Raw genomic sequence first — 24,632 nt, 5'->3', positions numbered from 1 at the left:
GATCCCGCCCTCTACCTCGGCCCGTCGGTGTGCTGCCGGAAGCGGGCGTGCACCCCGTCGTAGGCGGCTTGCGGCTGCGGAAGCAGCAGCTTGTCGACGGCGGCGAGGAGTGTGTAGTTCGGGTCGCAGACGTTGCCGATCGGCGCCCGTCCCGCCTGTGACACCAGCTGGTAGGCGTCGAGCTGCTCCAGGCCGGTGAGGTCTACCACCCAGCCGACCAGGTCGCGGTGCGCAATCCGGTACGCGTCTTCCAGGGGACGGGCGCAGCCAACTGACATGATCGACGTGTCGGTCTCCAGGCGGGGCCACACCGTCGGGACGCCTTTGATGACCTCGATGATCAGGGTGGTGGTTGTGGCGATCTCCACCCCGACGCCACAGGCCTCACCCTCGCCCTGGCGGGCGTGTCCGTCGCCGAGGGCGAGCATCGCCCCGTGCACGTTCACCCCCAGGTACAGGGTGGTGCCTGCGCGCAGCTCCGGTGTGTCGAGGTTCCCGCCATGGCTGTCGGACACGATGGTCGAACGCGCCTCGAAACCGCCCGGCGCCACCCCGATGGTGCCGATCATCGGGTCCAGCGGCAGGTCGACGATGTGGTCGCTGTCGGTGGCGTGGAAGCGGACCGTGCCGGCCTGCCGGTCGATGTCGTACACCCACACCCGCTCCTCGAGAGGCGGCTGCAGGGTCGCCGTATGCGAGGTGGAGGTCAGTGCCCCGAAGTGCGGGAACGTCGAGGAGACTCCCCAGTCGCGGGCCGGAACGATCGAGGCGAGGTGGACGGCGAGGGTGTCGCCTGGCACTGCGTCCTCGACGAAGAACGGCCCGGACACGGGGTTCAGGTACGGCATGCGGCACACCTGCGACGGCAGGTCCGCCGGGCCGCGCACCAATCCGCCGAAGCAGTCCTCGGTGTGCACCTGAAGCATGCCGCCGGAGCGGACGTGGGCCACCGGAATCCGGCCGCCGAAGGTGTAGGCCAGCTCGTCGCGGGCCGGCCGGTAGGTGATCGTGTCCATGGCGGTCACACTCGCTCGACGTGGCGGGCCTGCGGATGCGCGGGCGCCAGACCCGACAGGGCGGGCCGGCGACCGGACAGGTACAGGCCGGCGAGTACGACCATGCCGAGGGCGAGCCAGGCCAGACCGAGGCGCTGCGCGGCGATGTTCGCGTTGACCACCACGTAGGCGAGGATCACGAAGCCGATACCGGGCATCACCAGGTGCGCCCACCAGTTGCCGCTGCGCCGGCGGATGAGGTGGTGCACGACCACGGAGACGTGCAGGACCAGGAACGCGACCATCGCCCCGAAATTGATCAGCGACGACAGCAGCGTGATCCCGTCGGCGCGGGTGGCCATGTACAGGCCCAGTGCCAGGGACACGAAGCCGGTGAGCAGGGTCGCGTTGATCGGCACGTTGCGGCGGATCGACACCTTCGCCAGGAAGCCGGGAAGCTGCCGGTCCCGGGCCATCGCGTACAGCAGCCGGGACGTGGCGACCTGAGCGACCATCGAATTCGGCAGGCCCCACGCGATCGCGGTGGCGACCGCGCACAACGTCGCCAGCCAGCCTCCGCCAGCCACCTGCGCGGCATCATAGAAGGCGGTGCCGTTCGGATCCCCGTCACTGAGCAGCGAGGCCGGCTCGGGGATGAGCATCGCGGCCAGCCACGTCTGCGCGATGAACAGCACGCCGGCCAGGATGAGGACAGCGGCCATCGCCCGAGCGATCTGCCGGGAACCGCCCTTGGTCTCCTCGGCCAGCATGCTGATCCCGTCGAAGCCGAGGAAGGACAGCACCGCGATCGACACCGCCCCCGCGACGAGAGACCAGGTGAACGTGTCGGAGTTGTAGAACGCCTCCCAGCTGAACCGGCCCCTGCCCGTTGCGACGGCCCAACCGGCGACGGCGAGGAAGACCGCCAGGACGATCAGCTCGCCGACGAGCATCACCCGGGTCACCAATGCGGTCATCCGGATCCCCACCGAGTTGACGACCGTGTTGACCGCGACGAACCCGAGCAACCACAACCACACCGGCACCGCAGGCACGGTGGAGTGCATCGCCACCGACGCCACCAGGTACAGCAGGCCCGGTACGAGGACGTAGTCGAGCAGGATCACCCAGCCGGCCAGGAACCCGACCGGCGCGCTGATGCCCCGGCCGGCGTAGTTGTAGACGCTGCCCGACATCGGAAACGCCTTCACCATCTGCGCGTACGAGAACGCGGTGAACACCAACGCCACCACACCGACCGCGTACGCCAGAGCCACCATTCCACCGGAACCGGCGTACACGCTGCCGAAGATCGCCATCGGCGCGATCGGCACCATGTACACCAGGCCGTACGCAACCAGGTCCCGGAACCGTAGTTGGCGGCTCAACTCCTGCCGATAGCCGTAACGCTCTAGATCGTGCTGATCCAACATCCGGGATCCTTTCAGTTGATCAATGAGTCGTCGGCACGTGCTTCATCAAGGCACCGCATGCCGGCATTGGGCCGTGACGTGTTCAGTCCGGGACGCGGCACGCGCCACCGGCGACGAGAGTGACTAAAGGCGAAGTCGGTCGATGTCGGTAAGCCCTGCCGTCGACGTCTGACAATCCGCCGACATCAGTCTTCTTGGATGGCGGCTATCACGCCCTGCCGCAGGCGGCGCATATCGCGTACTGACACGCCGCATCACGGCTTTCGGCCGTCGGGCCATTCACGGTCTGGGCTGGTCAATGTCGGAGCTTGTCAGAAGTCACAGCAACGGCTTACCGACATCCGTGCACCCAGCCCTTAATGGGGCATCACCGTGCGTCGACGGCACGAGGACAGCGGTGACGGGCGATCCGGCCGCCGGCTGGTTCGCCTGCCTGTGCCCAACGCTCCCGTAGGAGGGATGTGCCATGGCCCCACGAACCATGCCCGAACCGGCTGAGGTCGGTCGCCGAGCCGCCGAGATCCTCGACCTGATCACACGCCACTCGTCGTCCGAACGGCTCCGCAGCTCGTCGATGAAGTACTCCAGCTGCTGGGCGACATTCACCGGGTACCCGGCGATCAGCCGCTGGTCCCTGGACCGGGACGCCGGCCCGCTGCTGACCGAAGCGATGCGGGTCCTCGCGCTCAAGGCTGCGGTGTTCGAGCTCACCGGCGGCGACGAGCAAGCCGCGGAGCTGCTCGTGCCGGCGCCGGTCGACGAGATGATCCACGCCGTGCTCGCCCAGTTCACCCTGATGTCCCGGATGCAGCGCGACCTCGGGGTCACGTTCCCGCACGCCACGGAGTTGGAGGAGTTCACCTACACCCGTGGCTGCCTGACCGACGAGTACTACGCCGCCGCCGGCTGGGGGCCGCAGCCGCTGCGGTACTGGCTGGACTCCGCCGAGGTGACGCGCCGCCTGAACCAGCTCAACGCCCACTACCAGGCGGCGGGCCTGGGACGCGACGGACGCAGCCACGACTTCGACTTCGACCAGCCGGACCCAGCGACCACACCGGTCGCGGTCAGCGGTTAGCCAGCTCCACCGACAGCACCCGCCGCATGGCCGCCACCACCTGCTTCGGCTCGAACCTCTCCGCGGCGAGGCGCTCGGCGCGGGCAACGGCACCGAAGATCTGCTCTTCCGGGGCGTCGCGCAGCACGGCGACGAGCCAGCCTTCCAGATCCACCAGCTCGGCAGGCAGCACCAGGGAGGCGGGCGTCGGCGCCGGTCGTGGGGTCTGGTCGGGGACAGGCTCACCGCGTGAGGCGTATCGGCCCGGTGGCAGTCCGACCCGGTACGGGTGCACACACACCGCGACGCCCTCGGCGGTGAGTCGCCATCCGATGTCCGGGTTGTAGGCGAACTCGGGTCCGGGCCGGTCGACCACGTCGAACTGGCCCGGCCCGAGCTGCTGGGCGGGACACACCACGCACGTCTGCTCACACCACTGCGGTAGCGGCCCGGACATGGCGCCGATGCTACGGCAACCAGGAGGTATCAGGGTATGACCGTCTTATCCCCTCCCCGGGCCGCCACCGTCGACCGCGCCCTGCGCGACGCCCAGCGATGGTGCGCCGGACACGCCATCGACGACCGTCCCGCACTGGCCCACGCGGTCCGGGTCGCGGTGACCATCGGCGAGCATGTACCAAACCCCGACCCGGATCTGATAGCGGCAGCGCTGCTGCACGACATCCCCGACTTCGCCCCGGGCACGCCGGACATCTACCAGGTCCTCGCCGCCGCCTACGGCCCGCAGGTACCGCGGATCATCGCCGCCCTGCAGGCCGAGCACCGGGCCCTCGACATGCCGGTCCCGCCCATCCGCGTCGACGACCTGCCGGTACTGCTGGCCTCGACCGCCGACAAGATCGTCGCGCTGACATCGCTGCTGCGACGGGCCCACGCCAGCGGCGACGTCACCGACTTCCTCCGCAGGCGCCCGGCGCTGCTCACGCTGTTGCCGCACTTCCGGGCCTTTCACCAGGCAGCACACCCCCGGTTGCCGGCCGCGATGTCGGCACGCCTCGACACCGCGCTGGCGCTGCTCGAGAGAGCCGCCACCGGCATCCAGACGGCGAGCAGATCATGATCGCCATTAGTACCGCGTTGGCGGACCAGCTACGCCGCGACCTGCTCACCGCCGCTGGCCATCAACAGACCGGTGGGCAGGTCATCCAGGAGTGGGAACTGTCGACGGTGCAGCGGCTGTACCTGAGCGATGGCAGCAGCGTGATCTGCAAGCTCGCCACATCACCGTTCACCGGCGAAGCCGCCGTGCTGCGAGCCCTCAACGAAAACGGCGCGGCGGTGCCCCACCTGCACGGCTACACGCTACGCCCGCAGGCGCTGGGCATGCTGATGGACGACCTCGGCGACCCCATCCGCCCACCCACCACGGCCGAGGCTGCAGCCGCCGCCCACGCGATCCACACCATCCCCCCGATGCCGACCTTGCCCGTGTTCGGCCAGCAGACCCTGGAGCGCCTCCCAGAGCAGGCGCTCGCCGCACTCGACGCGCTACACCGCCAGGGCCGTTTCCTCAACACGGCCACGACCGAGGAACTGCTGCGGCGGCTGGAAGCCGTGGCGGGCCGGCGCGCCGACGGCGCCGAACGAGAGCCCTTCGGCTGGTGTCACGGCGAGTTCCACCGCAGCTCGCTGCACGTCAGCCGCACGGGATGCCGTCTCGTCGACTGGGCGAAAGCATTCACCGGACCCGGCCTGCTCGACCTCGCCACCTGGTTCGGCACCCGCAACGCCGCAGACCCCGCCCAACTTACCCGCCTGATCCGCGCCTACGTCGCGGCTGGCGGCAGCACCGACGCCCACTCCGACCGCGGCGGCCTGCCGGCGGCTCAGTGGGCGCTGGGATGGCACCGCGTGTGGGCAGCCTGGTGGTTTCTGACCACGGCCGCCGCAGGCCACCACCAGCGCCACACCGATGGCTCTCACACCCAGGTCGTGCACCGCCAACTGCACGCTGCCGCGCAACTGCTCGACGCCGCCCCGTTTGGCGCGTCCGGAGTTCATCTCACTACCGCGGGAAGATCCTTATGAAGCGCCTCATCGTGGACACCCACGCCTCGTCCTGCTACTTCCGCACCTCCGTCGGCGGGGATGGACGCAAGGCGTTGGTGCAGATCACCGAACGGTGCAACCTGCACTGCGCCCACTGCTTCGTCTCCTCGACCGCAGTCGGGTCCGACCTGTCCCTGGGCGACTTCACCACCCGAGTGTTGCCCCGGCTGCTCGACGCCCGAGTCGAACGCCTCACGCTCACCGGGGGCGAGCCCTTCGTCCACCCCGACCTGATCGCCATGTGCCAGGCGGTGGCCGATCAGGGACTGCCGGTGGGCATCTGCACCAACGCGACACTGACCCGCGACGCCGACATCGCCGCCTTGGCCGCCTTGGGCAACGTTCACGTCAACGTGTCCTTCGACGGGTTCCGGCCCGACAGCCACGGCAAGTTCCGCGGCGACCGGTCGTCGTTCGCCACCACCGTCGCCACCACCCGCAAGTTCGCCAAGGCCGGCCTCCTCAAGGGCCTGCTGTCCACGCCCAACGCGCTGACCGTGCCGCAGGAGTTCGCCGACCTGTGCGCCTTCGCCGTCGACGTCGGCGCCGAGTACGTGCTGATGAACCCGCTGTCCTCCTTCGGACGAGGGGTGAAGAGCCGCAGTAAGCTCGCCGCCACCACGGCCGCGATGGACGCCATCACGGCCGTGACCGACCGCTTCGCCGGCCAACTCGACCTCGTACGCATCCGGTTCCCCAACGACGACCTGCCGCTGGGCGGATGCGACGCGGGAAAACTGATCTACGTCTTCGTCGACGGGCAGGTCGCCGTGTGCCCCTACCTGGTCTTCGCCGCCCGCACGCCCGCCTCCGCGCACCGCGATACCGAGTTCCTCACCGGCAACATCCTCGATAGTGAGGTTGTCATCGGCCTCGACGCCTACGACTTCCACGGCCGCTACCGGCTCGGCGCCAACCCGACCTGCGGCTCCTGCGCGCTGGCCGGACAGTGCGGCAAGGGCTGCCCTGCTGCGGTCATCGCCACCGGTGGCCGCATCGGCGATGTCGATACCGAGCAGTGCCCCGTCACCGACCCATCCGGCCGTCGACTGCTCCCGCTGTCCCTGGCCAAGGGGTGAGCAGCCTGTTCATCGCCGTCGAAGGCCCCAACGGAGTCGGCAAGAGCACCGTCGCCCGTCGCCTGGCCGACCGCCTCGCCGAACTCGGACCGGCAGGGGTCCACCTGACCAGCGAGCCCACCCGCACACCCCTGGGCCAACTCCTGCGCCGGCAGGAGTCCTTCCTGCACGGCAAGGCACTGGCTCTCGCTCTGGCCGCCGACCGCGCCGCGCACATCGAAACAGAGATCATTCCCCGGCTCGACGACGGACTCCACGTCGTGACCGACCGGTACGTCGCCTCCTCCCTGGTGCTGCAACGCATCGACGGCCTCGACCTCGGCGAGATCTGGTCCTACAACCGCTACGTCCTGCCCGCCACCGTCATCTACCTCGAAGACCACCCAGAGGTCATCCGCACCCGACTGGCAGCCAGGCCGCACCTGACCAGGCTGGAACTGGCCGGCTCACCCGAGAAAGAACTCGCCCTCTACCGCGACGCCGCCACCCACCTGCACCGGCAGCAGTGGCGCCAACACGTCGTCGCCTGCCACGGCCTCACCCCCGAACAGGTCGTGGACACTATTCTCGCCCTGCTACCCGCCGACGGCCCCTGACCAGCGAGGCTCACCGTGCTGTCCATCCTGACGATCAACGTGCAGGCCGCCGCCCTCGCCCGTGCGCAGAACCTTCTGACCTGGCTGCTGCAGCGCGATGACCACGTGGTCATCCTGACCGAAACCAGCAACGGACCCGGCACCCGGCACCTTCTCACCGGCCTGCGCGCAGCCGGGCTGTTCATCACTCACCAGCCCTCACCCGACGGCGACCGCGGCTGTGCCATCGCCAGCCGCATCCCCACCCGCCCAGCCCCACACCTCACCGCGGGTATCAGCCTGCCCGGCCGGGCCCCCGCCCTCACCCTCGACACCGACCCTGCCGTGGCGATCCTCGGCCTCTACGTCCCCTCCAGCGACCGGGCACCAGCCAAGCTCACCAAGAAGCAGACCTTCCTCACCACCGTCACCGACACCCTAGGCCGACTACCTACCACCGACCGCGCAAACCTGGTGGTCGGCGGGGACTACAACGTCATCAGCCGTAACCACCAACCCCGCTACCCCGGCTTTCGACCCTTCGAGTACGACTTTCTCGACGCCCTCACCGCACTCGGGCTCACCGACGTCCACAGGACTCTGCACCCCGACGTGCAGGCACACAGCTGGATCGGCCGTGCCGGAAACGGATACCGCTTCGACTACCTCCATGCCGGCCCTGGGCTACTGCCCCATCTGGCAGCTGCCGCCTACCTGGACCAACCTCGCCTTGAGGGTCTCACCGACCACTGCGCGCACAGCGCCGACATCGACGTACGGCGTGCCTGCGGGCGCGGTGCCGGTACTGGCAGCGCCGAAGCTCCCTTGACGTCCCGTACGTCTTCCAGACGGGCGGCAGAATAGACCAGTGACCCTCTGGACGATCGCCACGGCGGCCGACGAAGCCCGCCGCCGAGCGACGGTCGCTGTCCTCCCCATCGGCAGCTTCGAACAACACGGCCCACACCTACCGCTCGCCACCGACACCATCGTGGCCAGCGCCATCGCCACCGCGCTCGCGGAACGCTACGACCTGTTCCTGCTTCCGCCAATCACTCTGTCCTGCTCCCACGAGCACGCGGCGTGGCGAGGAACTGTCAGTCTCAGCTCCACCACCCTCACCGCCATCATCAACGACGTCGTGGCGTCCCTCCACGGCCAAGGCATCGATCGTCTCGTGCTCGTCAACGGGCACGGCGGCAACTACGTGTTGTCCAACATCGTCCAGGAGGCCAACACCGACCGGCCACGCCTCGCACTGTTCCCAGGTCGCCAGGACTGGGACCAAGCACGCCACGACGCCGGACTGCAAAGCACCACCCACGACGACATGCACGCCGGAGAGATCGAGACGTCGATCCTTCTCCACGCCGCGCCGGATGCCGTCGGCTCGGACTTCGGAACCGCCGATCACCTCACCGAGCGGCCACACCTCCTGACACTCGGCATGACCGCCTACACGAGCACCGGAGTAATCGGGCAACCATCTCTGGCCGCCGAAGCCAAGGGACAGGCCGTGCTCGCCAGCCTTGCCCGCAGCTTCGAGGACACCCTCACCATGCTTACCCGTCAATAGGCCAGCACTCGCGCCACGCGACAAATCCTCCCGGCGGCACCCATCACTCACTGCGCGCCAGCCGAAACTCGAAGGAGCCCACATTGCGGAGCCGCGAAGTCGTCCCCGGCCGCACCATCGCCGCCGTCTTCGACCACGGGGAAGACTTCTACGACGCCCTCGACCGCACCTGCCGCACCCACGACATCCGCCAGGGCTACATCCCCACCTTCATCGCCGGCCTCGCCACCGCAGACATCGTCGGCACCTGCGAACGCCTCGACAACCCAGACGCCCCCGTCTGGTCCAAAGTCCATCTGACCAACATCGAGGCCCTCGGCGGCGGCACCCTCGCCTACGACCCCGACACCGACACCATCCAGCCGCACATCCACCTCACCGTCGGCTTGAAAGCGCACAGCGCCACCGCCCACACCAGCCACCTGCTCGCCGCGACCGTCCAGTTCCTCACCGAGATGATCATTGTTGAGATCGCCGAGCCATCGATGAGGCGCGTCCGCCAAACCGACCTCTACGACGTGCCACTCCTGCAATTCCCTTGAAGACAGCCGAGCGCGGCAGCCCAGGCTTACAGCCGGCACAGCCGGGGCGACAACAGCCGTGGACTCGACCCCCTCAGACCCGCGCCGACGTCCCAACAGCCGCGCTCGTCAGATTCCAGATCAATGTGTCGTAGGTGTCCACGACCCGCAGTACAGGCACGCCGAGTGAGCGGATCATCGCATCGAGTCCGTGCTGCACCTGTTCACCCGAGTGCTGGGAGCTGACCACCCGTTCCACCTCGACGAATGCGCCGAGCCCGTCGACAACGTCGACGCAGACCGTCGCGCCGTCCCAATCGCCAGTTCGGCGGTGCTTGACGATTCGTACGGTTGGCACCCAACCCATCGTCGCTAGAGCAGCGTGCATCGCGTGACGGTCGAGGATCACGCATTCGTGCTCCAGGCACGCCATCTCATTGTCGATCGGCTTCTTCACTGTGAACAGATGGCGCCCCTCCTGCGTGCGAAGACGCGCGAACGGCACACCGACCTTCGACATTCCGTACGACCAGCCGGCTGGTGCGTACGCCTGGTCGTCCTGGACCGACGGCTCCGTCAACACGACCTGCCGCCGGGCGAGCGCCGTGATCAACCTCTGCAGGTCGTCGACGCGGTACTTGGCTTCAACCTCATGATCATTGTTGGCCGGCTCGTGGGTCACGAGCAGGGAGCATACGAGCATCGGAGGTCACGCGAGTTCGGACGACCGCGAGGCCAATGTCGGAACTTTGTCGGAAACGTGCTGGATGAAGCCGCTGAGTAGCTGGCGCATCACAGACCTGCACTACAGTGCTCCCACGCCAACCTGCCTCGCCTCGCGCGAGCGTTCGTACCCATCGGGAGCTGCTGATGTCGAGCGTGCCACCACAAGACGTGGCCAAGGCATGGATCGCTCTTGGCCAAATGCTGGCCCGCAGCCGCAAAGCCGCTGGTTACACGCAGGAGGCGTACGCCCCGCGGGTGAGCTATGGACGGAGCACGATCGCGAACGTGGAGACCGGCCGGCAGCGTGTGGGCCGCGATTTCTGGGCCCGAAGCGACGAGGTGTTGGGAACCGGCGGCAGACTGGTCCGGGAATACGATCGCATCCGGCTCGCCAGCAACCGGCACGTGCTGAGCGGCACGGCCGCCCCTATGGCGTGCCACGTGGCTGCTGAGCCCTCGTCCTCCACCGCTGCGGAGGCGCTCGCCCGCACACCGGGAACGGACTACCTGGTGGGCGAGTGGAACAGCTTCTCCACGCTCACCAGCATGCTGGCCCAGCAGCGCCAGGCCGTGTCACCCGACGCGCTACTGGGTCTGATCGAGGCCCACCGTGACTGCCTGTCAACGCTGTATCGCAAAGCGGGTCGTGCTCCCATCCGCGCTGATATCGGAGCGATGCTCGCCGAAGCCTCGATCGTCGCCAGCCGGCTGTGGAGCGCGCAGGGCAACCGTGCCCTCGCGCTCGCTCACTGTGCCTATGCCCGTCAGCTCGGCGACAGGCTGGGCAGCCGCAGGATCAGCGCAACGGCACGCATCTTCGAGAGCAACCTCCACTCGGAGGCTGCCACACTGATCGACGCAGATGGTGACATCATGATCGGCCTGCGGCTCCTCGATGAGGCCGCCCGTGCGTCCACCGATCTCAGTCCACCCGCACGGGCGCGAGTAGCTGCCGAGCAGGCCCAAGCCTTCGCGGCCCTGCGACTTCCCCGCGAGGCCACGGCGGCCCTGAAGCGGGCAGAAGAAGCGGTCAACGAATTGTCGCCTGTTGACTGTGTCGGCCTCTACAGCGACTGGAGCAGCGCCCGCCTCCACGTCTACGCGGGCACGTGCCATCTCCTTCTCGGTCAGCCCCACCAAGCGGTGACCGTGCTGGAAAGTGCGGTACAGATGCTGCAGCACGACCACGCCAACGCCAACGTCGCGTTGGCGGCAGCCGTAGACCTCGCCAGCGCCTACGCCGACGCCGGCGAACTCGAACAATCCTGCACCTTGCTTGGCGCCACCTACGACCAGCTGAAAGCCGGTGGAAACCATCGAGGCATCGCTCGAGCCCAACGAGCTCGACAACGGTTGGACCGATGGCGCGATGAGCCGCTTGTCCTCGAACTCGAGGAGCAGATGGCCGCCTAACGAGCAGCCGGCGTTCCGCCCGCACTCAACAGCGAACTGACGGCTGCCGCCACCGTCGTCGGGTCGAGACTGTCGAGTACCACGTCAGGTTCGTAGGATGCCAGCTCTCGACGCCCAAGCCGGTGAGCGACGACAGCGACGCGAAAGTCGGCGTGACGTGCGCAAGCGATGTCGTTGGGCGCATCCCCGATGACGATCGTTCGAGCGGAATCGAGCGGGTCACCGTAGATCGCGGAGTAGCGCTGAGCTACGACTGCCGGAAGCTGGAAGCGATCTCGCGCGTCCGATCCGAACCCGCCGATGCGAAGATCAAGAAAATCGTCCAAGCCCGCCACGTCCAGCTTCACCTCGGCGGCCGAACGCAGGTTGCCGGTCAGCACGGTCTGGATGAAGCCACGCTCGTGCAGCTTCGCGATGCTCGCCGCAGCACCTGGATACGGCGGCTGGACCTCAGCCAACTCCTGCCGACCCTCTCGCATGACCGCGGCGATGGCCTGACGGAAGGCGGGTATGCCTGCCTCCGCAGATGACGGGTCCACGCCCGAAGCGATCGCCGTGTCCACGGCGATCGACTCGTCCGTATACCCATGCACCTTCTTGTCAGGGAAGACAACCTCGGACTGCGCGATGCCGTACGCACGAGCGATCGCGCGCGTCAGCCAACGCAAGTCCGCGGGGATGAGCGTCCCGTCAACGTCCCAGATGACCAAGCCGGCGCTGCTGTGGTTCATAGATCCATCGTCGCACGGGCACGAGCAGCTAACCCTGCCGATCGCTCCGGGTTCGCGGCCGGACCGAAAGGCCAAGCGGCGGATGCGGTCGCGGCAGCGGGTGTCGGTGGATTGTCATAGTCCGATGACATGCCTGTCCGACAACACCCGACGTCGGCGACGGTGAGTGAGCCTTCCCCGAAAGGCCCCGGGCGGCTCGTCCGCGCATAGCTGTCCGGACGGCACCTTCGCTGCCCTACGTGGTGATCATCGCGCTGGCCGCGGCTGCTGCCGATTTGCTGATCCAGCCACGGACATGCAGCGCGTCCGGCGGCGGGGATGGCTGTTCGCTCCCGATCGCCTGCGACTGTTGGAAGGAATGTCTGCAATGTTCTTCGATGTCGTCGTCGTCGGCGCTGGCCCAGGTGGTCTGGCTTGTGCCCACGAGGTCGTGCGCCAGGCCCAGGGCCTGCGGGTGCTGCTGTTGGAGGCCGGGCGGGGGATGCGGAATCGGCCGTGCCCGGTCGACCGGGGGCTGCGTTGCACGGGGTGCGCCGGGATCTGCAACGTGATCAGTGGCTTTGGCGGCTGTGTGCACTACGGAGACGGGGTGAAGTTGAGCTTGCTGCCGTCCGGCCGCCGCCTGATCGATCACTTCGGTGAGGACCGCGCGGACGAACTGTGCGAACGCGCGTTCCAGTTCCTGACCGCTCCACTGCCAGAGCCGCCCATTCTGAGTGGCACGAGACTCGGCGCGCCAGCCATCAAGGCGTTCGCCGGGAACGGCCTGGCCATCCGGGAGTACCCGGTCGCGGTCTTGGGGGAGACGCAGGTTCGGGACATGCTCACGGCGCTGCACGGCTTCCGCAACGACGCTCTGACCGTCTGGGAGAAATCGGAACTTGTCACCGCCGCCCTAGAGGGGGACCGCCTGACGCTGACGGTAGCGACCCACGGTGGCCTCGTCACCGCCCAGACGGCACGTCTGGTGCTGGCCACGGGCCGACACGGGGTGACCAGCACTCACAACCTCCTGACGGCATTCGGGGTGCAGACGATCGCGCCGGACATGTCGCTCGGCGTGCGTCTCGAGACGAGGGCCGAGGTGCTGGCCGCGATCGGTGTCGAGCACCCCGATCTGAAGATCACCCAGTTAGAGCGGGTGGACCGTAAGACGAAGACCTTCTGTTTCTGCGGCGGCCCGAACGGTGGTCGGATCAAGTTCACCAACTACCAGCGCTCCTTCGGGCGGGAGGTGATCACTCTCGACGGGCACGAAACCACTGAACGCCTTCCCGGGGGACGTCCACTGGCAGCCAACTTCGGCCTGTTGTGCCAGCTTGCCAGACCCGGCACCAGCACCGAAGTCCGGGACGAGATCCTGTCCGATTACTGGCGGCTCAGCGGAGGCCGGCCGGTGGCGCAGAGTCTGCGCGCGTTCATGAACAAGACGACCGAGCCGCGTAGTTGGCCGGAGTTGGCTGCGGCAGTGGCGTTCGAGCCGTCCGTCAAGGACTTGACTACCGCCCGGCTCGACAGCTTGTTCACCGACGCAGAGCACGTCAGCCTTACCGAGAGCCTCCGCCGGGTCATGGGCTCGATCCTGGACCACGCCGGCGCAGGCTTGTCCGTGGATGACCTTGTCGACGATGTTCTCGTGATCGGGCCTGAGGTCGAGTTCTTGTGGGACCGGGTCCCGGTCGACGAGGACTGCAAGGTGCGGGGCCTGCCGATCTACGTGGTCGGAGACGCCGCAGGGATCGCCCAGGGCATCGTGCAGGCTGCCATGATGGGCGTTGCCGCCGGCGACGCCATCGCGTCCGGTACGCCGGCATGACCGCCGTCACGACTCGTCGCCCGGTCGCGGACCGGTTCGGGCCGCTCTACCCGGCGTCGGCGATGACGTTGCCGGTCATTCCCAGCCTTCCGATGCCGAGATTCGCCGCGCCGCCACCGGACGTGCGCAACCTCAGCCCGCACTACCGCGACCATTACGGCGCCAACATCCTGCGCGAATCTCCCGCCGGACGATCCGGGGACCGGCTCACGTTCATCGACAAGGCGTTCCCGCACAGCGTCTACGACATGATGCTGCTTGCCACGGTCGGCGACGACAGAGTCATCGCGTCGTCGGTCAACGATGTCCCCGAGGCCATGCTGACGGCGCTGCTGAGGTTCTGTAGGCAGTTCGTCGGTTACGTCGACGCCTCCTCGACTCGGCGCCGGTTCGACCTCGACGGGGCGCAGCTCATGATCGGCACTAACCACGACCCGTACACGGTCGACCGCGACAACGGGCAGTGGTGGGACAAGCGGATGCACTGGCACCTCAACTGCTGGCCCGCCGCCGCCTACCGCGACGCCTCGATCGTGCCGCTGGGCGAGGTAGACGACCTCAACCGACGACGGGCGCTGGTGGACCCCATCGCGCACCTGGCCGCCCAGGTCATGCGTGACGCATCCCGTACGCAGCCGCTGCCCGCCGGCTGCCACCTCGCGGGCGACGCAGATCTGTCCGCTGCTGGTGGCCCAGTCGGATTCAAGATCGCTCTTCCGGACTGGGACTTCCTCCTCGATAGAGCCTGCGCGCGCCTTCTCGTCCAACTTCATGAGATGGCCACCGGCGCGTACGCGCAGCTGCGGGAGTGCTTCACCGGCAGCCCGGCGGCGTCGCCCCCGTGGACTCGGCCGGGGCTGCTGCCGCCCGGCCAGGTCGCGGCGAACCTGAACAACCTCACCTGGCTGTCCGAACCCGGCCGGCAAGGTCTCGTGATGCTGAGGGCGTTACTCCGGGACATCACCGCCCACGAGATGGCCCTGTTGCGAACGAACATGGATCTCGCGAACCGGTGCCTGACCTTGGCTGGCTTGGACTACCACCTCGGATTCTGGTCCCCAGCGCGACTTGGCAGCTCGCGTGAATGTCCACCGGTCTACCTCGTAATGCAGTTCAAGCTGCTCAGCGCCATCGGTAGCAGTCCGGCGATCGGCGGCAGCGTCGCATCGATCCTCGACCGCTTCCGCGGCCCGATCATGTCGGCGCAGCAGATCCGCCTGCGTCGACAGTTCCAGGACGGCTTCCTCGCGGATCTGGAGCATGGCGCGCCGGAGGCAGCAGCGTGAATCTCCATCCGCCCGACGTGACCTCAGCGGCGAGCATCAATCCGGAGGTCCTCGCCTTCTACGCCCACGGAGCCGAGCAGGGACGCCTGAGCGACCCGCGCCGCCACATCGAGTACCTGCGCACCCGCGACATCCTGGGTCGCCACCTTCCCCCAGCCGGAACTGTTGCCGACGTCGGCGGAGGACCTGGCGCGTACGCGTTTCAGCTGGCCGCGGACGGCTACCGCGTCCACCTCGTGGACCCTGTCCCGCTGCACCTGGAGCAAGCCGCCACCACGTGCGCCCGCGCCGAGTCGCCGCTGGCCTCGATCTCGCGCGGGGACGCGCGCCAGGTGCCTCTCGGCTCCGCCAGCTGCGACGCAGTTCTTCTGCTCGGACCGCTGTATCACCTCACCAACGCCGCTGACCGCGCCCGCGCCTGGGGCGAGGCGTACCGCGTACTTGTCCCAGGCGGCGTGGTCGCCGCCGCAGCGACGTCCCGCTACTACACCACCTGGGAATACCTCGCCAAGAACCTCTACGACGACCCGGCGGTGGAGGCGATCCTGGCCCGACATCTCCGCGACGGGCAACACCGCAACCCGACCGGTGATCGACGGCTGTTCACCACCGGCTACTTCCACAACCCGAATGGTCTCGCTGCAGAAGCCACCACCGCAGGCCTGCGCCCGCACGCCCTGCTCGCGGTCGAAGGCGCCGCCAAACTGCTGCCCGACCTCGCCGACCGCCTCCGCGACCCACACCGTCGCGACCTCCTCCTGCGGGCGATCCGCCGGGTCGAGGCAGAACCCTCACTCCTCGGCATGTCTGAACACGTCCTGCTCATCGCCCACAAGCCCACACCCGACAGCACCGCTGCGAAGGAAACGAGATGACGACTACCGTTCGGCTCGCCAGCTGTGACCTCCCCACCGCGTACGGACAATTCCAACTGCATGCTTTCGGCCCCGAGACCGGCCGTGAGGAGGTGCTCGCCGCCGTCCACCGCCCTCAGCCCGCCGGCCAACAGAATCCGCTGGTACGGATTCACAGCGCCTGCGCCACGGGTGACCTGCTCGGATCCCTCAAATGTGACTGCGGCCCCCAGCTGGCCACATCCCTGCGCATGATCGGCGCATCCGACTACGGGATCCTGCTCTACATGCTGTGCCACGAAGGCCGCGGCATCGGGCTTGCTGCCAAGATCCGCGCTTACACCTTCATGGACCAGGGCTACGACACCGTTGCCGCAAACGCCGCCGTTGGCGCACCCACCGATGCCCGCGACTACCGACCCGCCGCGAGCGTCCTGGCCTGGCTCGGCGTAACTTCAGCCCGACTCGCCACCAATAATCCTCACAAGATCGACGCCCTCCGTACCGCCGGGATCACCGTCGACCGTGTCCCCCTCTCCGGTTTCGTCACCTCCGATAACCGGGACTATCTCGGGCAGAAGGACACCCTGCTCGGACATCTGAACAGCAGCGGAGCCGCCGCCGTTTCTTGACCCGAATGTCCGGTCCGACCGACCCGCCGCCCGCCTCAGGTCGGTATCATTCCGGCGGGCAGCAGGCGGGCCACGGCCTTCAAGCCGGCCGACCGCCGCAACAGAAAATCGCTGGTCAGCGGCACTTTTGGATCCGGATCACCACGCGTCGGTATCGTTCATGGCGAGAGGAAACGCTCAATGAAGGTCTGTGTTGTCGGCACCGGATACGTCGGTCTCACCACCAGCGTCAGCCTGGCCTTCCTGGGCCACGACACCACCTGCATCGACCTCGACAAGCAAAAGATCGACACCCTTCGCGGCGGCCACTGTCCGATCTACGAGCCACATCTGGAAGCGCTCCTCGAGCAGGCGTCCTCCCACCTGAACTTCACCACCGAATACGCCGTCGGCGTACCCGACGCCGACGTCGTGTTCATCGCAGTGCAGACTCCGCAACTCGACAACGGCAACCCCGACCTGCAGTACCTGCGGTCCGCCGCCGAGAGCGTCGCCCAACACCTGCGCGGCGACTTCACCGTCGTGGTCAACAAGAGCACCGTCCCGATCGGCTCTGGCAACTGGGTCGACGCGATCCTGCGCGAAGCGTACGAACGCCACCACGGCCACCGCCCCGACGGCCGATTCGCCGTCGCCTCGAACCCCGAGTTCCTCCGCGAGGGCACCGCGCTCGCCGACACCCTCTACCCGGACCGCATCGTCATCGGCTCCGACAACCAGAAGAGCCTGGACCTCCTCAACCAGCTCTACCGACCCATCCTCAACCAGTCCTTCACGCCGCCCACCGTGCTGCCCCGCCCCGCCGGCATGAGCGCCGTGCCGCTGGTCTCCACCGACCTGGCCTCGGCCGAGCTGATCAAGTACGCGGCCAACGCCTTCCTCGCACTCAAGATCAGCTATATCAACGAGATCGCCGCGATCGCCGGCAAGGTCGGCGCCGACGTCCGCGAAGTCGCCCGCGGCACCGGCCTCGACGCCCGCATCGGCCCCCGCTTCCTGAACCCCGGCATCGGCTGGGGCGGATCCTGCTTCGGCAAAGACACCGCAGCGCTCATCGCCACTGCCAGCGAGTACCACCTCGCCATGCCGATCGTCACCGCCGCCCGCGATGTCAACCACCGCCAGCGCACCAAGGTCGTCGACCGGCTCCTCGACGAACTCCACATCATCAAGGGGCGCAAGATCGGCATCCTCGGCCTCGCGTTCAAGCCGGACACCGACGACCTGCGTGACTCACCGGCCATCGACATCGCGAATCTGCTCCTCGAACGGGGTGCCCGGATCACGCTGCACGACCCCGTCGCCGCCGATCGCTTCCGCCGCGAACAGCCCACCCTGGCCGAGCACCTCGCCGATCGCGTCGAAGACGTGTTCGACGACGCCGACGCCATCGTGGTCGCCACCGAATGGTCGCACTACCGCGACCTCGACTGGGCCAAGTTCGCCCCCACCATGCGCTCACCGCTCGTGCTCGACGGGCGACACTGCCTCGACGCCGACAGGCTCACCGAAATCGGCTACCGATACCTGACCATGACCGCACCCGCCATCCCCCCGCGCTCCCAGACCTGATTGTCCTGGCCTATCGGCAAAGTTGACGGAGTTTGCCGGCGGTCTGCCTGTCGCGGTCGGGCAACCGTCGGCCGCAGCATGAGCGGCGATGGGTAAACGTGACGGCCGCTGGGCCGTCATCCGCTTCATGTCGATGCGGTCATCGCCCGCGCGATGCGAGGGCCGACAAGCCGCTCAGCCACGGAGAGGGGGTGCCACGTCGCACCTCGCACCTCCGATTCTTGGATGGGCCCCACGTCGGCCTGCGTCGTCAGGAACGAGTAGCCGAAGTCGAGATGGAAGTGTTCCGGCTCGTCCTTCGCCGGCCGCGCCGGAACTCGGCCGTGCTCGACGTAGACCGGCATCTTCGACGCGGGGACGAGTCCGCTGGGATCAACACCGGTTTCCTCTACCAGCTCACGCACTGCCGCGCTGATCAACGTAGAGTCGGTCGGCTCCAGGTGTCCTCCAGGCTGCAAGAGGATCCCGTAGGCGAGGTGATCGACAAGCAGCACGTCGGCGCCGCCGCGGACCAGGAGAGCGCCGACAGTGACATGCATCGAGAAGTTTCGTCGGGACGCGAAATCCGCTCCCTCAGCCAGCAGCCTCACCGGCTCGGCCAGCGACACGGCGTCGTCCGGATTGCACTCGAGATAGGCCAAGAGCGCCTGTGCGATGTCCGAATCACTGATCGCCACGAGCTGCCTGCGCTTCAGCGTGTCGGGGGCCTCGTCCGTTCAGGGGTGCTGTTGCCTGCGTCGACCATCGGTAGGTGCGGTGTTCCCGGTGGAGGGCGATCAGTGACACCTCGCTGATCGTCGCTGTCACTGGCGGCAGATGCCGCAGCTCGGCCAGCCTGGCGCGGATGGGGGCGGTGGGTGCGGGCGCACCGCTGTAGGCGATCGTGACGTGGGGCCGGAACCCGTCAGCTGGTTCGGGGACGGTTGGCCACACGGCGGCGATCGCGGCCCGGATCGCGGTGCGGACCCGTTCGACGGGGCTCCAGGGCTGGACGAGCAGACCGATTCCTTCGGCGTCGGGGTCGACGGGGCCGAGAGACAAATCCAGCGGCGGCAGGCCGGCGCACCGTTGCCGGGCTTCAGTGACGATCGCTTCGATGTCGCCGTCGGGCACCTCGTCGGTGAAGCCGACGCCCTGCATGGTCAGGTGCAGGCCGTCGATCGGCACCAGGTCCAGTCCGGGGAACTGGAGCTGGTGCTGAAGATCGGTGACGAGGCGGTGGAGGTCGGGCTGTTCCTGGAAGGTGAGGTGCCAGGTGTAGAAATGGCGGCCGGCGCGCCAGCCGGGACGCCAGTACCAGTGCTCGGTGAGTGCGGCCAGGTCCCGGTAGGCGGTCCACCGCTGCCGCAAGCTGGCCAATTCCCGGCTGCTCATGTCCGCGATCGTAGGCCCGGTGGTGACGCGCTGCCGGGACGCGCCAATTCGGTGAACAGGTCCGCGACCTCCTGTAGTCGCGGGTTAGGGCCGAAGGGGCGGGCGGCGGCGAGGAATCGGCGAGCGCGTTGGTAGACCGATTCGAAGCGGTACTCGGCGGTGAGGCTGAGTGCCTCCAGCGCCAGCCCAGCGGCGTGGTCGAGGTCGCCCGCTCTCGCATGGACCGTCGCCAGATCGAGGCGGCTGAGCGCCTGCGGACCGCGCAGCTGCGCCGCGTCGAACGCCGCTACAGCGGCGGTGAGCTGGTCGACGACGCCGGTGGTGTCGCCGAGGACCAGGTAGGCCGTCGCCGCGTTGGCGGCGGCCCGGGTCGGGCAGTACGGGCCGAGGGTGAGGCTGGTGCTGACCTGCCCGCCGGTCGGGTGTTCGGGCAGCAGGGCGAACGCACGGTCCACGGCCTGGTGGACACCACGGCGGTCGCCGAGGTGGGCGAGCGCCCGGGCCTGCCCGTTGATCGTGAGGCGGATGAGGTGCGGGCCGGCGCCAGCGTGGCGTAGGCCGTCTTCGGCATAGGCGAGCGCGTCGCGGTGCTTGCCGGTGTAGTAGGCGACCAGGCTTTGGGTGGCGCGGGCCCAGGCCTGCGTGTCGGGTTGCTCAGCGGCGTGGGCGAGGTCGAAGGCTTCGGCGGCGTAGGCGTGCGCGACCGGGAAGGCGCGCAGGTCCAGGGCGAGGGCGGCGAGGAGCCCGGACAGGTGGGCGGCGGCGGTGTAGAGCCGGGCGCGTTGCGGCGGGTGCTGCCGGGCCGACATCAGCTGGTCGACGCTGACCCGCAGCGGACGCAGCCGGGCCACGAGCGTGGCCGGCGGGAGTCGCTCGCTGTCACCGATCGCCTGCCGCACTTCGTGCTCCAGGTGCGCCAGCCGCGCGTCGTCATCGGCCGTCACGGTCAGCGCGGACCGGCGGGCGGTGATGCGCTCCTCGTGCTCCCACCACACGGCTGCCGCGTAGGTGGCAGGGCCAGGGCCAGCGGGTGGGGGCACCGGTCGATAGCGATGTTGATAGTCCAGGTCAGCGATGCGATCGTACTCGGCGGTCAGCACGCCACCGGTGCGCAACACCGCGTCGCAGCGGAACCAGAAGGACCGCTCGGGATGTTGGCGGCCGGTCTCGGTGTTCGCCACCGAACTGCGCCCGTACTGCACGAGCCGGGCCAACCCATGCTGGGTGTGGCCGGCGTCCTTACGCAGATGGGCGAGGTGGCGACCGAGCGCGCGGCGAGCGGCGGCGATCTCGTCGTGGTCGACCATCGCTGCCACCCCCGGTGCCGCAGTCACGATGAGCCGACACCGTAGCTGCTCCCGGTGACACTTCTGCACCCTCGGGACTCCCTTCCGCAGTTGCCCGCGGGTGATGAATGCCCAGCTCACGGCGCTGGCTCCAACGGCGCGGGGCCAAAACGCGGACGGAGTGGATGTGGTGTCGGAGTTGTGTCGGCATCTGCCGACAATGTCGGCGCACGGCGCTGCGGGCGTGTCGACCGACCGGCGTCCTACGGTCCCTGCATGCCCTCCGAACGCCGTGACGTCACCGCTGGCCTGCCCCGTAAGCGGATGGCCGCAGGGCTGCTGATCACCGATGCGGACGATCGGGTTCTGCTGGTGGAGCCGGTCTACAAGGCCGGCTGGGAGATCCCTGGCGGTTGTGTCGAGGCTGACGAGTCGCCGTACCAGGCTGCGATCCGGGAGTGCCGGGAGGAACTCGGCCTGGATCTGGCACCGGGTCGGTTGCTCGTTGTGGACTGGGTGCCGGCCCGCGCCGGACGTACCGAGGGCGTCATGGTCGTCTACGACGGCGGCACCCTCGGCCCCCGCGTGCACGAACGGATCGTGGTGCCGCCCGGTGAGTTGACGGGCTGGGCCTTCTCCGACCCGCCAGAGGCCGCCCTGCGGCTACCGCCGTTGCTGACCCGCCGGATCACCGAGGCGCTGAACGCCCGTGCGGACGGGTGCAGCTACTACCTCGAAGACGGCGTCCGAGTCACCTGACCTGAGACCCACCGCCCGGAAGGGCGAAGCGTCGGCTGCGCCAGCCGGGACGCCAACGGGACACCTCAGCTCCCGCCGTTCGCATCGAGACACCACCACCGCCCACCGTGCTCACCTTCGGGAGGTACCGCCATGCCGAAAACCGACCACCCCGACCGCACGCCCGCCAGTCCCGCACCACCGCAGCGGGATTCGGTGCTGCCGGAGCTGCGGGAGGTGTGGTGGGAGACTGGTGTGCGGGCGCGAGCGCAAGCCGGCCTGTTCGCCGTCTTCTCCGAACTGCCCCGCCTGGTCTGGGCTGCGCTCGTCGTGAGTTGGCGCGCCGACCGGGCACGGACGTCGGTGGTGGCGGCGACCACGGTGGTCGCCGGGGTGATGTCGGCGTTCGGGCTCCTCGCGGCGCAGCGGGTGCTGGTGGAGCTGTTCGCTGGCGGACCGACCGCCGACAAGGTGACCGCCGCGCTGCCCGCCCTGGTCGCGCTCGCGGCGGCCACCGCGCTGCGCGCCGGCATGGCCACCGCCATGGGGTACGCACAGAACGGCCTCACCCCGAAGGTCGACCGGGAGGTCGAACGCGGCCTGTTCGAGGTGACCACCGCCGTACGGTTGGAGGCCTTCGACGCCGACGCGTTCGCCGACGACATGGAACGCGCCTCCCGCGGCGCGAACTCCACCACGGCCCTGGTCCAGGCGTCGATGAACCTCCTCGCCGGACTGGCCGGCGTCATCGCCGTCGCGGTCGCCGTGGTGGTGGTCCACCCGCTGCTGCTGCTCGCCCTGCTGGTGGCGACCGTGCCGAACGGGTGGGCGTCGCTGCGGGCCGGGCACCTGCGCTACCAGACCTACGCCGCCGGGTCGGTACGCCGCCGCCGGTTGTGGCTGCTGCACCGGCTGATGGCCGAACGCGACTCCGCCCCCGAGCTGCGCACCTACGGACTGCGCGACTTCCTGCTCGACCAGTACGACCGGGTCATGAACGTCGAGACCCGGATCCAGCTCGCCCTGGCCCGCCGGGTCACCACGACCACCACCGTCGGCGCCGTGCTCGGCGGGATCGCCACCGCCGTGGTCTACGTCCTGCTCGGCCTACTGCTCATCGACGGGCAGATCCCGCTCTCCGCCGCCGCGACCTGCGTGATCGCCGTCCAGTCCGCGCAACGCTCGCTGGCCGTGGTGACGTTCCAGGTCGACCGCGTCTACACCGAGGGGCAGCACTTCCGCGACTACACCGGCTTCATGACCCGGGCCGCCGAATACCTGCCACCGTCCACCGACCGGCCCGCCGACGCGCCGGCCGCGGAGCGGCTGCGGGAGATCGCCGTCGACGCGGTGAGCCTGTGCTACCCCGATCGCGACACCCCCGCCGTCGACCGGGTCACCCTGACCGTCTCCGCCGGACAGACCGTGGCGTTCGTCGGGGAGAACGGCTCCGGCAAGTCCACCCTGGCCACCATGATCGCCACTCTCCGCACCCCCACCAGCGGCACCGTCCGCTACAACGGACGGCCCGCTGAGGAGTGGGGCGTCGACGCGCTGCGGGCCCGGATCGGCGTCGTGACGCAGGAGTACCACAAGTGGCCGTTCACCGCCGCCACGAACATCGCCATCGGCGACATCACCACCACGACGGAGCAGGACCGGATCGAGGCCGCCGCCGCCCGCGCGGTCGCCCACGACATGATCGTCGAGCTGCCCCACGGGTACGAGACACTGCTCGACCGGACCTTCGCCGGCGGGCAGGACCTCTCCGGCGGCCAGTGGCAACGCATCACCGCCGCCCGCGGCTTCCTGCGCGACGCCGACGTGCTCATCATGGACGAGCCGTCCTCCGCCCTCGACCCCCGCGCCGAGGACGCCCTGTTCCAGGCCATCCGCGACCGGCAGGGGCGTGGCATCACCATCCTGATCACCCACCGGCTGGCAAACGTCCGGCACGCCGACCGCATCTACGTCCTGCACCACGGCCGCCTTGTCGAAGCCGGCACCCACGACCAGCTCATGAGCGCCGACGGGCGGTACGCCGAGCTGTTCACCCTCCAAGCCGCCGGTTACGACAGCCCCACCGCGCACACTCCGACGCTGCCCCGCCAACCCGCCTCCGCCTGAGGGACCACCAGATGGACAAACCGCATGCCACCGATCTCGCCCCAACGCTGGTGATCATCCGCGGGAATTCCGGCAGCGGAAAGACCACGGCCGCCCGTGAGGTCCGACGCCGCTACGGACGCGGGGCCGCCCTGCTGGAGCAGGACTACCTCCGCAGAACCCTGCTCCGCGAACACGACAGCGCCCATATCAACCCGGTCGCCCCGGCGTTCATCACCGCGACCGCCCGCACCGCCCTCGACCTGGGCTACCACGTCATCCTGGAAGGCATCCTGCACACCGAGCGTTACGCCGCCGTGCTGCACCAGCTCATCGACGACCACCCCGGTCCGGTCGCCGTGTTCTACCTGGACGTCTCCATCGACGAGACCATCCGCCGCCACCTCAACCGAGACGAGCCAATACCCGTCACCCCCGACGAGATGCGCCGCTGGTACACGCACCGAGACCTACTCAAGGTCCCCGGCGAAACCACTATCCCCGAACCTCAGACCCTCGAGCAGACGGTTACCACGATCCTGCAGGCCAGCGGCCTCATCAGCGCCATACCACAAACGCCCTGCCCACGACGCTGCCGACACTGCGCCCGCAAAGCCGACACCCCGCCCGCCGCTGCGACGACCAGCTGACCAAGCGCACCCGCACAGGTCTGACGCCCCCGCCTGGCCGTGGCGGGCCACTGCCAGGCGGGGCAAGCCTCTACCAGCAACGGCGGGTAGACGACCTACGCAGCCACGACCGCACGGTAGGGTAACGATCTACATCGAAGAC

The 24,632-nt window shown here is 68.5% G+C and carries 25 protein-coding genes; 17 read left to right on the top strand and 8 right to left on the bottom strand.

The window, feature by feature from the left end:
• Positions 1-11 precede the first annotated feature (11 nt).
• Both GA0070617_RS04125 and GA0070617_RS04120 read right to left on the bottom strand, forming a co-directional pair.
• The gene (locus tag GA0070617_RS04125) at positions 12-1,025 is read right to left on the bottom strand and encodes an acetamidase/formamidase family protein (RefSeq protein WP_091434080.1); all 1,014 of its coding nucleotides are present in this window, start codon (positions 1,023-1,025) and stop codon (positions 12-14) included.
• Positions 1,022-2,428, bottom strand: coding sequence for an APC family permease (locus GA0070617_RS04120; RefSeq protein WP_091434077.1), 1,407 nt, complete (start codon positions 2,426-2,428; stop codon positions 1,022-1,024). The genes GA0070617_RS04125 and GA0070617_RS04120 overlap by 4 nt, the downstream gene beginning before the upstream one ends.
• Positions 2,429-2,894: 466 nt before the next feature.
• Here GA0070617_RS04120 and GA0070617_RS04115 point away from each other — a divergent pair, with 466 nt between their 5' ends.
• Complete coding sequence (locus GA0070617_RS04115; RefSeq protein WP_091434075.1) at positions 2,895-3,506, top strand: hypothetical protein; 612 nt, start codon at positions 2,895-2,897, stop codon at positions 3,504-3,506.
• On the opposite strand, the gene GA0070617_RS04110 is transcribed toward GA0070617_RS04115, so the two are convergent.
• A complete protein-coding gene (locus GA0070617_RS04110) occupies positions 3,496-3,942 on the bottom strand; it encodes a hypothetical protein (protein ID WP_091434072.1) in 447 nt (148 codons plus the stop codon). The two genes, GA0070617_RS04115 and GA0070617_RS04110, sit on opposite strands and share 11 nt — an antisense overlap.
• 36 nt (positions 3,943-3,978) lie before the next feature.
• Here GA0070617_RS04110 and GA0070617_RS04105 point away from each other — a divergent pair, with 36 nt between their 5' ends.
• The 7 genes from GA0070617_RS04105 (at position 3,979) to GA0070617_RS04075 (ending at position 9,327) form a co-directional block, all read left to right on the top strand.
• Positions 3,979-4,566 (top strand): HD domain-containing protein, encoded by a 588-nt coding sequence (locus tag GA0070617_RS04105; protein WP_091434070.1) that lies wholly within the window; start codon positions 3,979-3,981, stop codon positions 4,564-4,566.
• Entirely contained in the window at positions 4,563-5,534 is a 972-nt protein-coding gene (locus tag GA0070617_RS04100; RefSeq protein WP_091434068.1) for an aminoglycoside phosphotransferase family protein, read from the top strand. The genes GA0070617_RS04105 and GA0070617_RS04100 overlap by 4 nt, the downstream gene beginning before the upstream one ends.
• Positions 5,531-6,634, top strand: a complete 1,104-nt coding sequence (locus tag GA0070617_RS31260; RefSeq protein ID WP_091434066.1) for a radical SAM protein — start codon at positions 5,531-5,533, stop codon at positions 6,632-6,634. Before GA0070617_RS04100 ends, GA0070617_RS31260 begins: the two co-directional genes overlap by 4 nt.
• Positions 6,631-7,230, top strand: a complete 600-nt coding sequence (gene tmk, locus GA0070617_RS04090) for a dTMP kinase (RefSeq protein ID WP_175440428.1) — start codon at positions 6,631-6,633, stop codon at positions 7,228-7,230. Before GA0070617_RS31260 ends, tmk begins: the two co-directional genes overlap by 4 nt.
• Positions 7,231-7,245: 15 nt before the next feature.
• Positions 7,246-8,073: an endonuclease/exonuclease/phosphatase family protein gene (locus tag GA0070617_RS04085; protein ID WP_091434062.1), complete on the top strand. Its 828-nt coding sequence runs from the start codon at positions 7,246-7,248 to the stop codon at positions 8,071-8,073.
• A 4-nt stretch (positions 8,074-8,077) separates the two neighbouring features.
• Positions 8,078-8,785 (top strand): creatininase family protein, encoded by a 708-nt coding sequence (locus GA0070617_RS04080; RefSeq protein ID WP_091434060.1) that lies wholly within the window; start codon positions 8,078-8,080, stop codon positions 8,783-8,785.
• Between the two features lie 83 nt (positions 8,786-8,868).
• Complete coding sequence (locus tag GA0070617_RS04075) at positions 8,869-9,327, top strand: PPC domain-containing DNA-binding protein (protein WP_091434058.1); 459 nt, start codon at positions 8,869-8,871, stop codon at positions 9,325-9,327.
• Between the two features lie 73 nt (positions 9,328-9,400).
• Here GA0070617_RS04075 and GA0070617_RS04070 read toward each other — a convergent pair whose 3' ends face one another.
• Positions 9,401-9,988, bottom strand: a complete 588-nt coding sequence (locus GA0070617_RS04070) for a class IV adenylate cyclase (RefSeq protein ID WP_200905145.1) — start codon at positions 9,986-9,988, stop codon at positions 9,401-9,403.
• A gap of 188 nt (positions 9,989-10,176) precedes the next feature.
• Here GA0070617_RS04070 and GA0070617_RS04065 point away from each other — a divergent pair, with 188 nt between their 5' ends.
• Positions 10,177-11,445, top strand: coding sequence for a helix-turn-helix domain-containing protein (locus tag GA0070617_RS04065; RefSeq protein ID WP_091434056.1), 1,269 nt, complete (start codon positions 10,177-10,179; stop codon positions 11,443-11,445).
• Here GA0070617_RS04065 and GA0070617_RS04060 read toward each other — a convergent pair.
• Entirely contained in the window at positions 11,442-12,176 is a 735-nt protein-coding gene (locus tag GA0070617_RS04060) for an HAD family hydrolase (protein ID WP_091434053.1), read from the bottom strand. The genes GA0070617_RS04065 and GA0070617_RS04060 overlap by 4 nt on opposite strands.
• 367 nt (positions 12,177-12,543) lie before the next feature.
• Here GA0070617_RS04060 and GA0070617_RS04055 point away from each other — a divergent pair, with 367 nt between their 5' ends.
• From GA0070617_RS04055 to GA0070617_RS04035, 5 genes are all read left to right on the top strand, one after another.
• The gene (locus GA0070617_RS04055) at positions 12,544-13,992 is read left to right on the top strand and encodes an FAD-dependent oxidoreductase (RefSeq protein WP_091434051.1); all 1,449 of its coding nucleotides are present in this window, start codon (positions 12,544-12,546) and stop codon (positions 13,990-13,992) included.
• Positions 13,989-15,278 (top strand): hypothetical protein, encoded by a 1,290-nt coding sequence (locus tag GA0070617_RS04050; RefSeq protein WP_091434049.1) that lies wholly within the window; start codon positions 13,989-13,991, stop codon positions 15,276-15,278. The genes GA0070617_RS04055 and GA0070617_RS04050 overlap by 4 nt, the downstream gene beginning before the upstream one ends.
• Positions 15,275-16,153, top strand: coding sequence for a class I SAM-dependent methyltransferase (locus tag GA0070617_RS04045; protein WP_229688390.1), 879 nt, complete (start codon positions 15,275-15,277; stop codon positions 16,151-16,153). Before GA0070617_RS04050 ends, GA0070617_RS04045 begins: the two co-directional genes overlap by 4 nt.
• Positions 16,150-16,764, top strand: coding sequence for a GTP cyclohydrolase II (locus GA0070617_RS04040; protein ID WP_091434044.1), 615 nt, complete (start codon positions 16,150-16,152; stop codon positions 16,762-16,764). The genes GA0070617_RS04045 and GA0070617_RS04040 overlap by 4 nt, the downstream gene beginning before the upstream one ends.
• Before the next feature lie 180 nt (positions 16,765-16,944).
• Positions 16,945-18,336 (top strand): UDP-glucose dehydrogenase family protein, encoded by a 1,392-nt coding sequence (locus tag GA0070617_RS04035; RefSeq protein ID WP_047890458.1) that lies wholly within the window; start codon positions 16,945-16,947, stop codon positions 18,334-18,336.
• A 125-nt stretch (positions 18,337-18,461) separates the two neighbouring features.
• Here GA0070617_RS04035 and GA0070617_RS04030 read toward each other — a convergent pair whose 3' ends face one another.
• From GA0070617_RS04030 to GA0070617_RS04020, 3 genes are read right to left on the bottom strand one after another with little or no spacing between them, the layout of a single operon-like run.
• On the bottom strand, positions 18,462-19,013 hold the full coding sequence (locus GA0070617_RS04030) for an NUDIX hydrolase (RefSeq protein WP_091434042.1): 552 nt from the start codon (positions 19,011-19,013) through the stop codon (positions 18,462-18,464).
• On the bottom strand, positions 19,000-19,710 hold the full coding sequence (locus GA0070617_RS04025) for a 2'-5' RNA ligase family protein (RefSeq protein ID WP_091434040.1): 711 nt from the start codon (positions 19,708-19,710) through the stop codon (positions 19,000-19,002). Before GA0070617_RS04025 ends, GA0070617_RS04030 begins: the two co-directional genes overlap by 14 nt.
• Positions 19,707-21,017, bottom strand: a complete 1,311-nt coding sequence (locus tag GA0070617_RS04020; protein ID WP_091434037.1) for a helix-turn-helix domain-containing protein — start codon at positions 21,015-21,017, stop codon at positions 19,707-19,709. The genes GA0070617_RS04025 and GA0070617_RS04020 overlap by 4 nt, the downstream gene beginning before the upstream one ends.
• 255 nt (positions 21,018-21,272) lie before the next feature.
• Here GA0070617_RS04020 and GA0070617_RS04015 point away from each other — a divergent pair, with 255 nt between their 5' ends.
• The 3 genes from GA0070617_RS04015 to GA0070617_RS04005 all read left to right on the top strand — a co-directional run bounded on the left by GA0070617_RS04015 (position 21,273) and on the right by GA0070617_RS04005 (position 24,490).
• A complete protein-coding gene (locus GA0070617_RS04015) occupies positions 21,273-21,755 on the top strand; it encodes an NUDIX domain-containing protein (RefSeq protein ID WP_091434035.1) in 483 nt (160 codons plus the stop codon).
• 132 nt (positions 21,756-21,887) lie between these two features.
• Complete coding sequence (locus GA0070617_RS04010; protein WP_091434033.1) at positions 21,888-23,861, top strand: ABC transporter ATP-binding protein; 1,974 nt, start codon at positions 21,888-21,890, stop codon at positions 23,859-23,861.
• Between the two features lie 11 nt (positions 23,862-23,872).
• Positions 23,873-24,490: an AAA family ATPase gene (locus GA0070617_RS04005; protein WP_091434032.1), complete on the top strand. Its 618-nt coding sequence runs from the start codon at positions 23,873-23,875 to the stop codon at positions 24,488-24,490.
• Positions 24,491-24,632 lie beyond the last annotated feature (142 nt).

The sequence above is a fragment of the Micromonospora yangpuensis genome, assembly GCF_900091615.1.
In the GTDB taxonomy this organism is placed as follows: Bacteria; Actinomycetota; Actinomycetes; order Mycobacteriales; family Micromonosporaceae; genus Micromonospora; species Micromonospora yangpuensis.
This window is presented reverse-complemented; position numbering and strand designations above follow the sequence as displayed.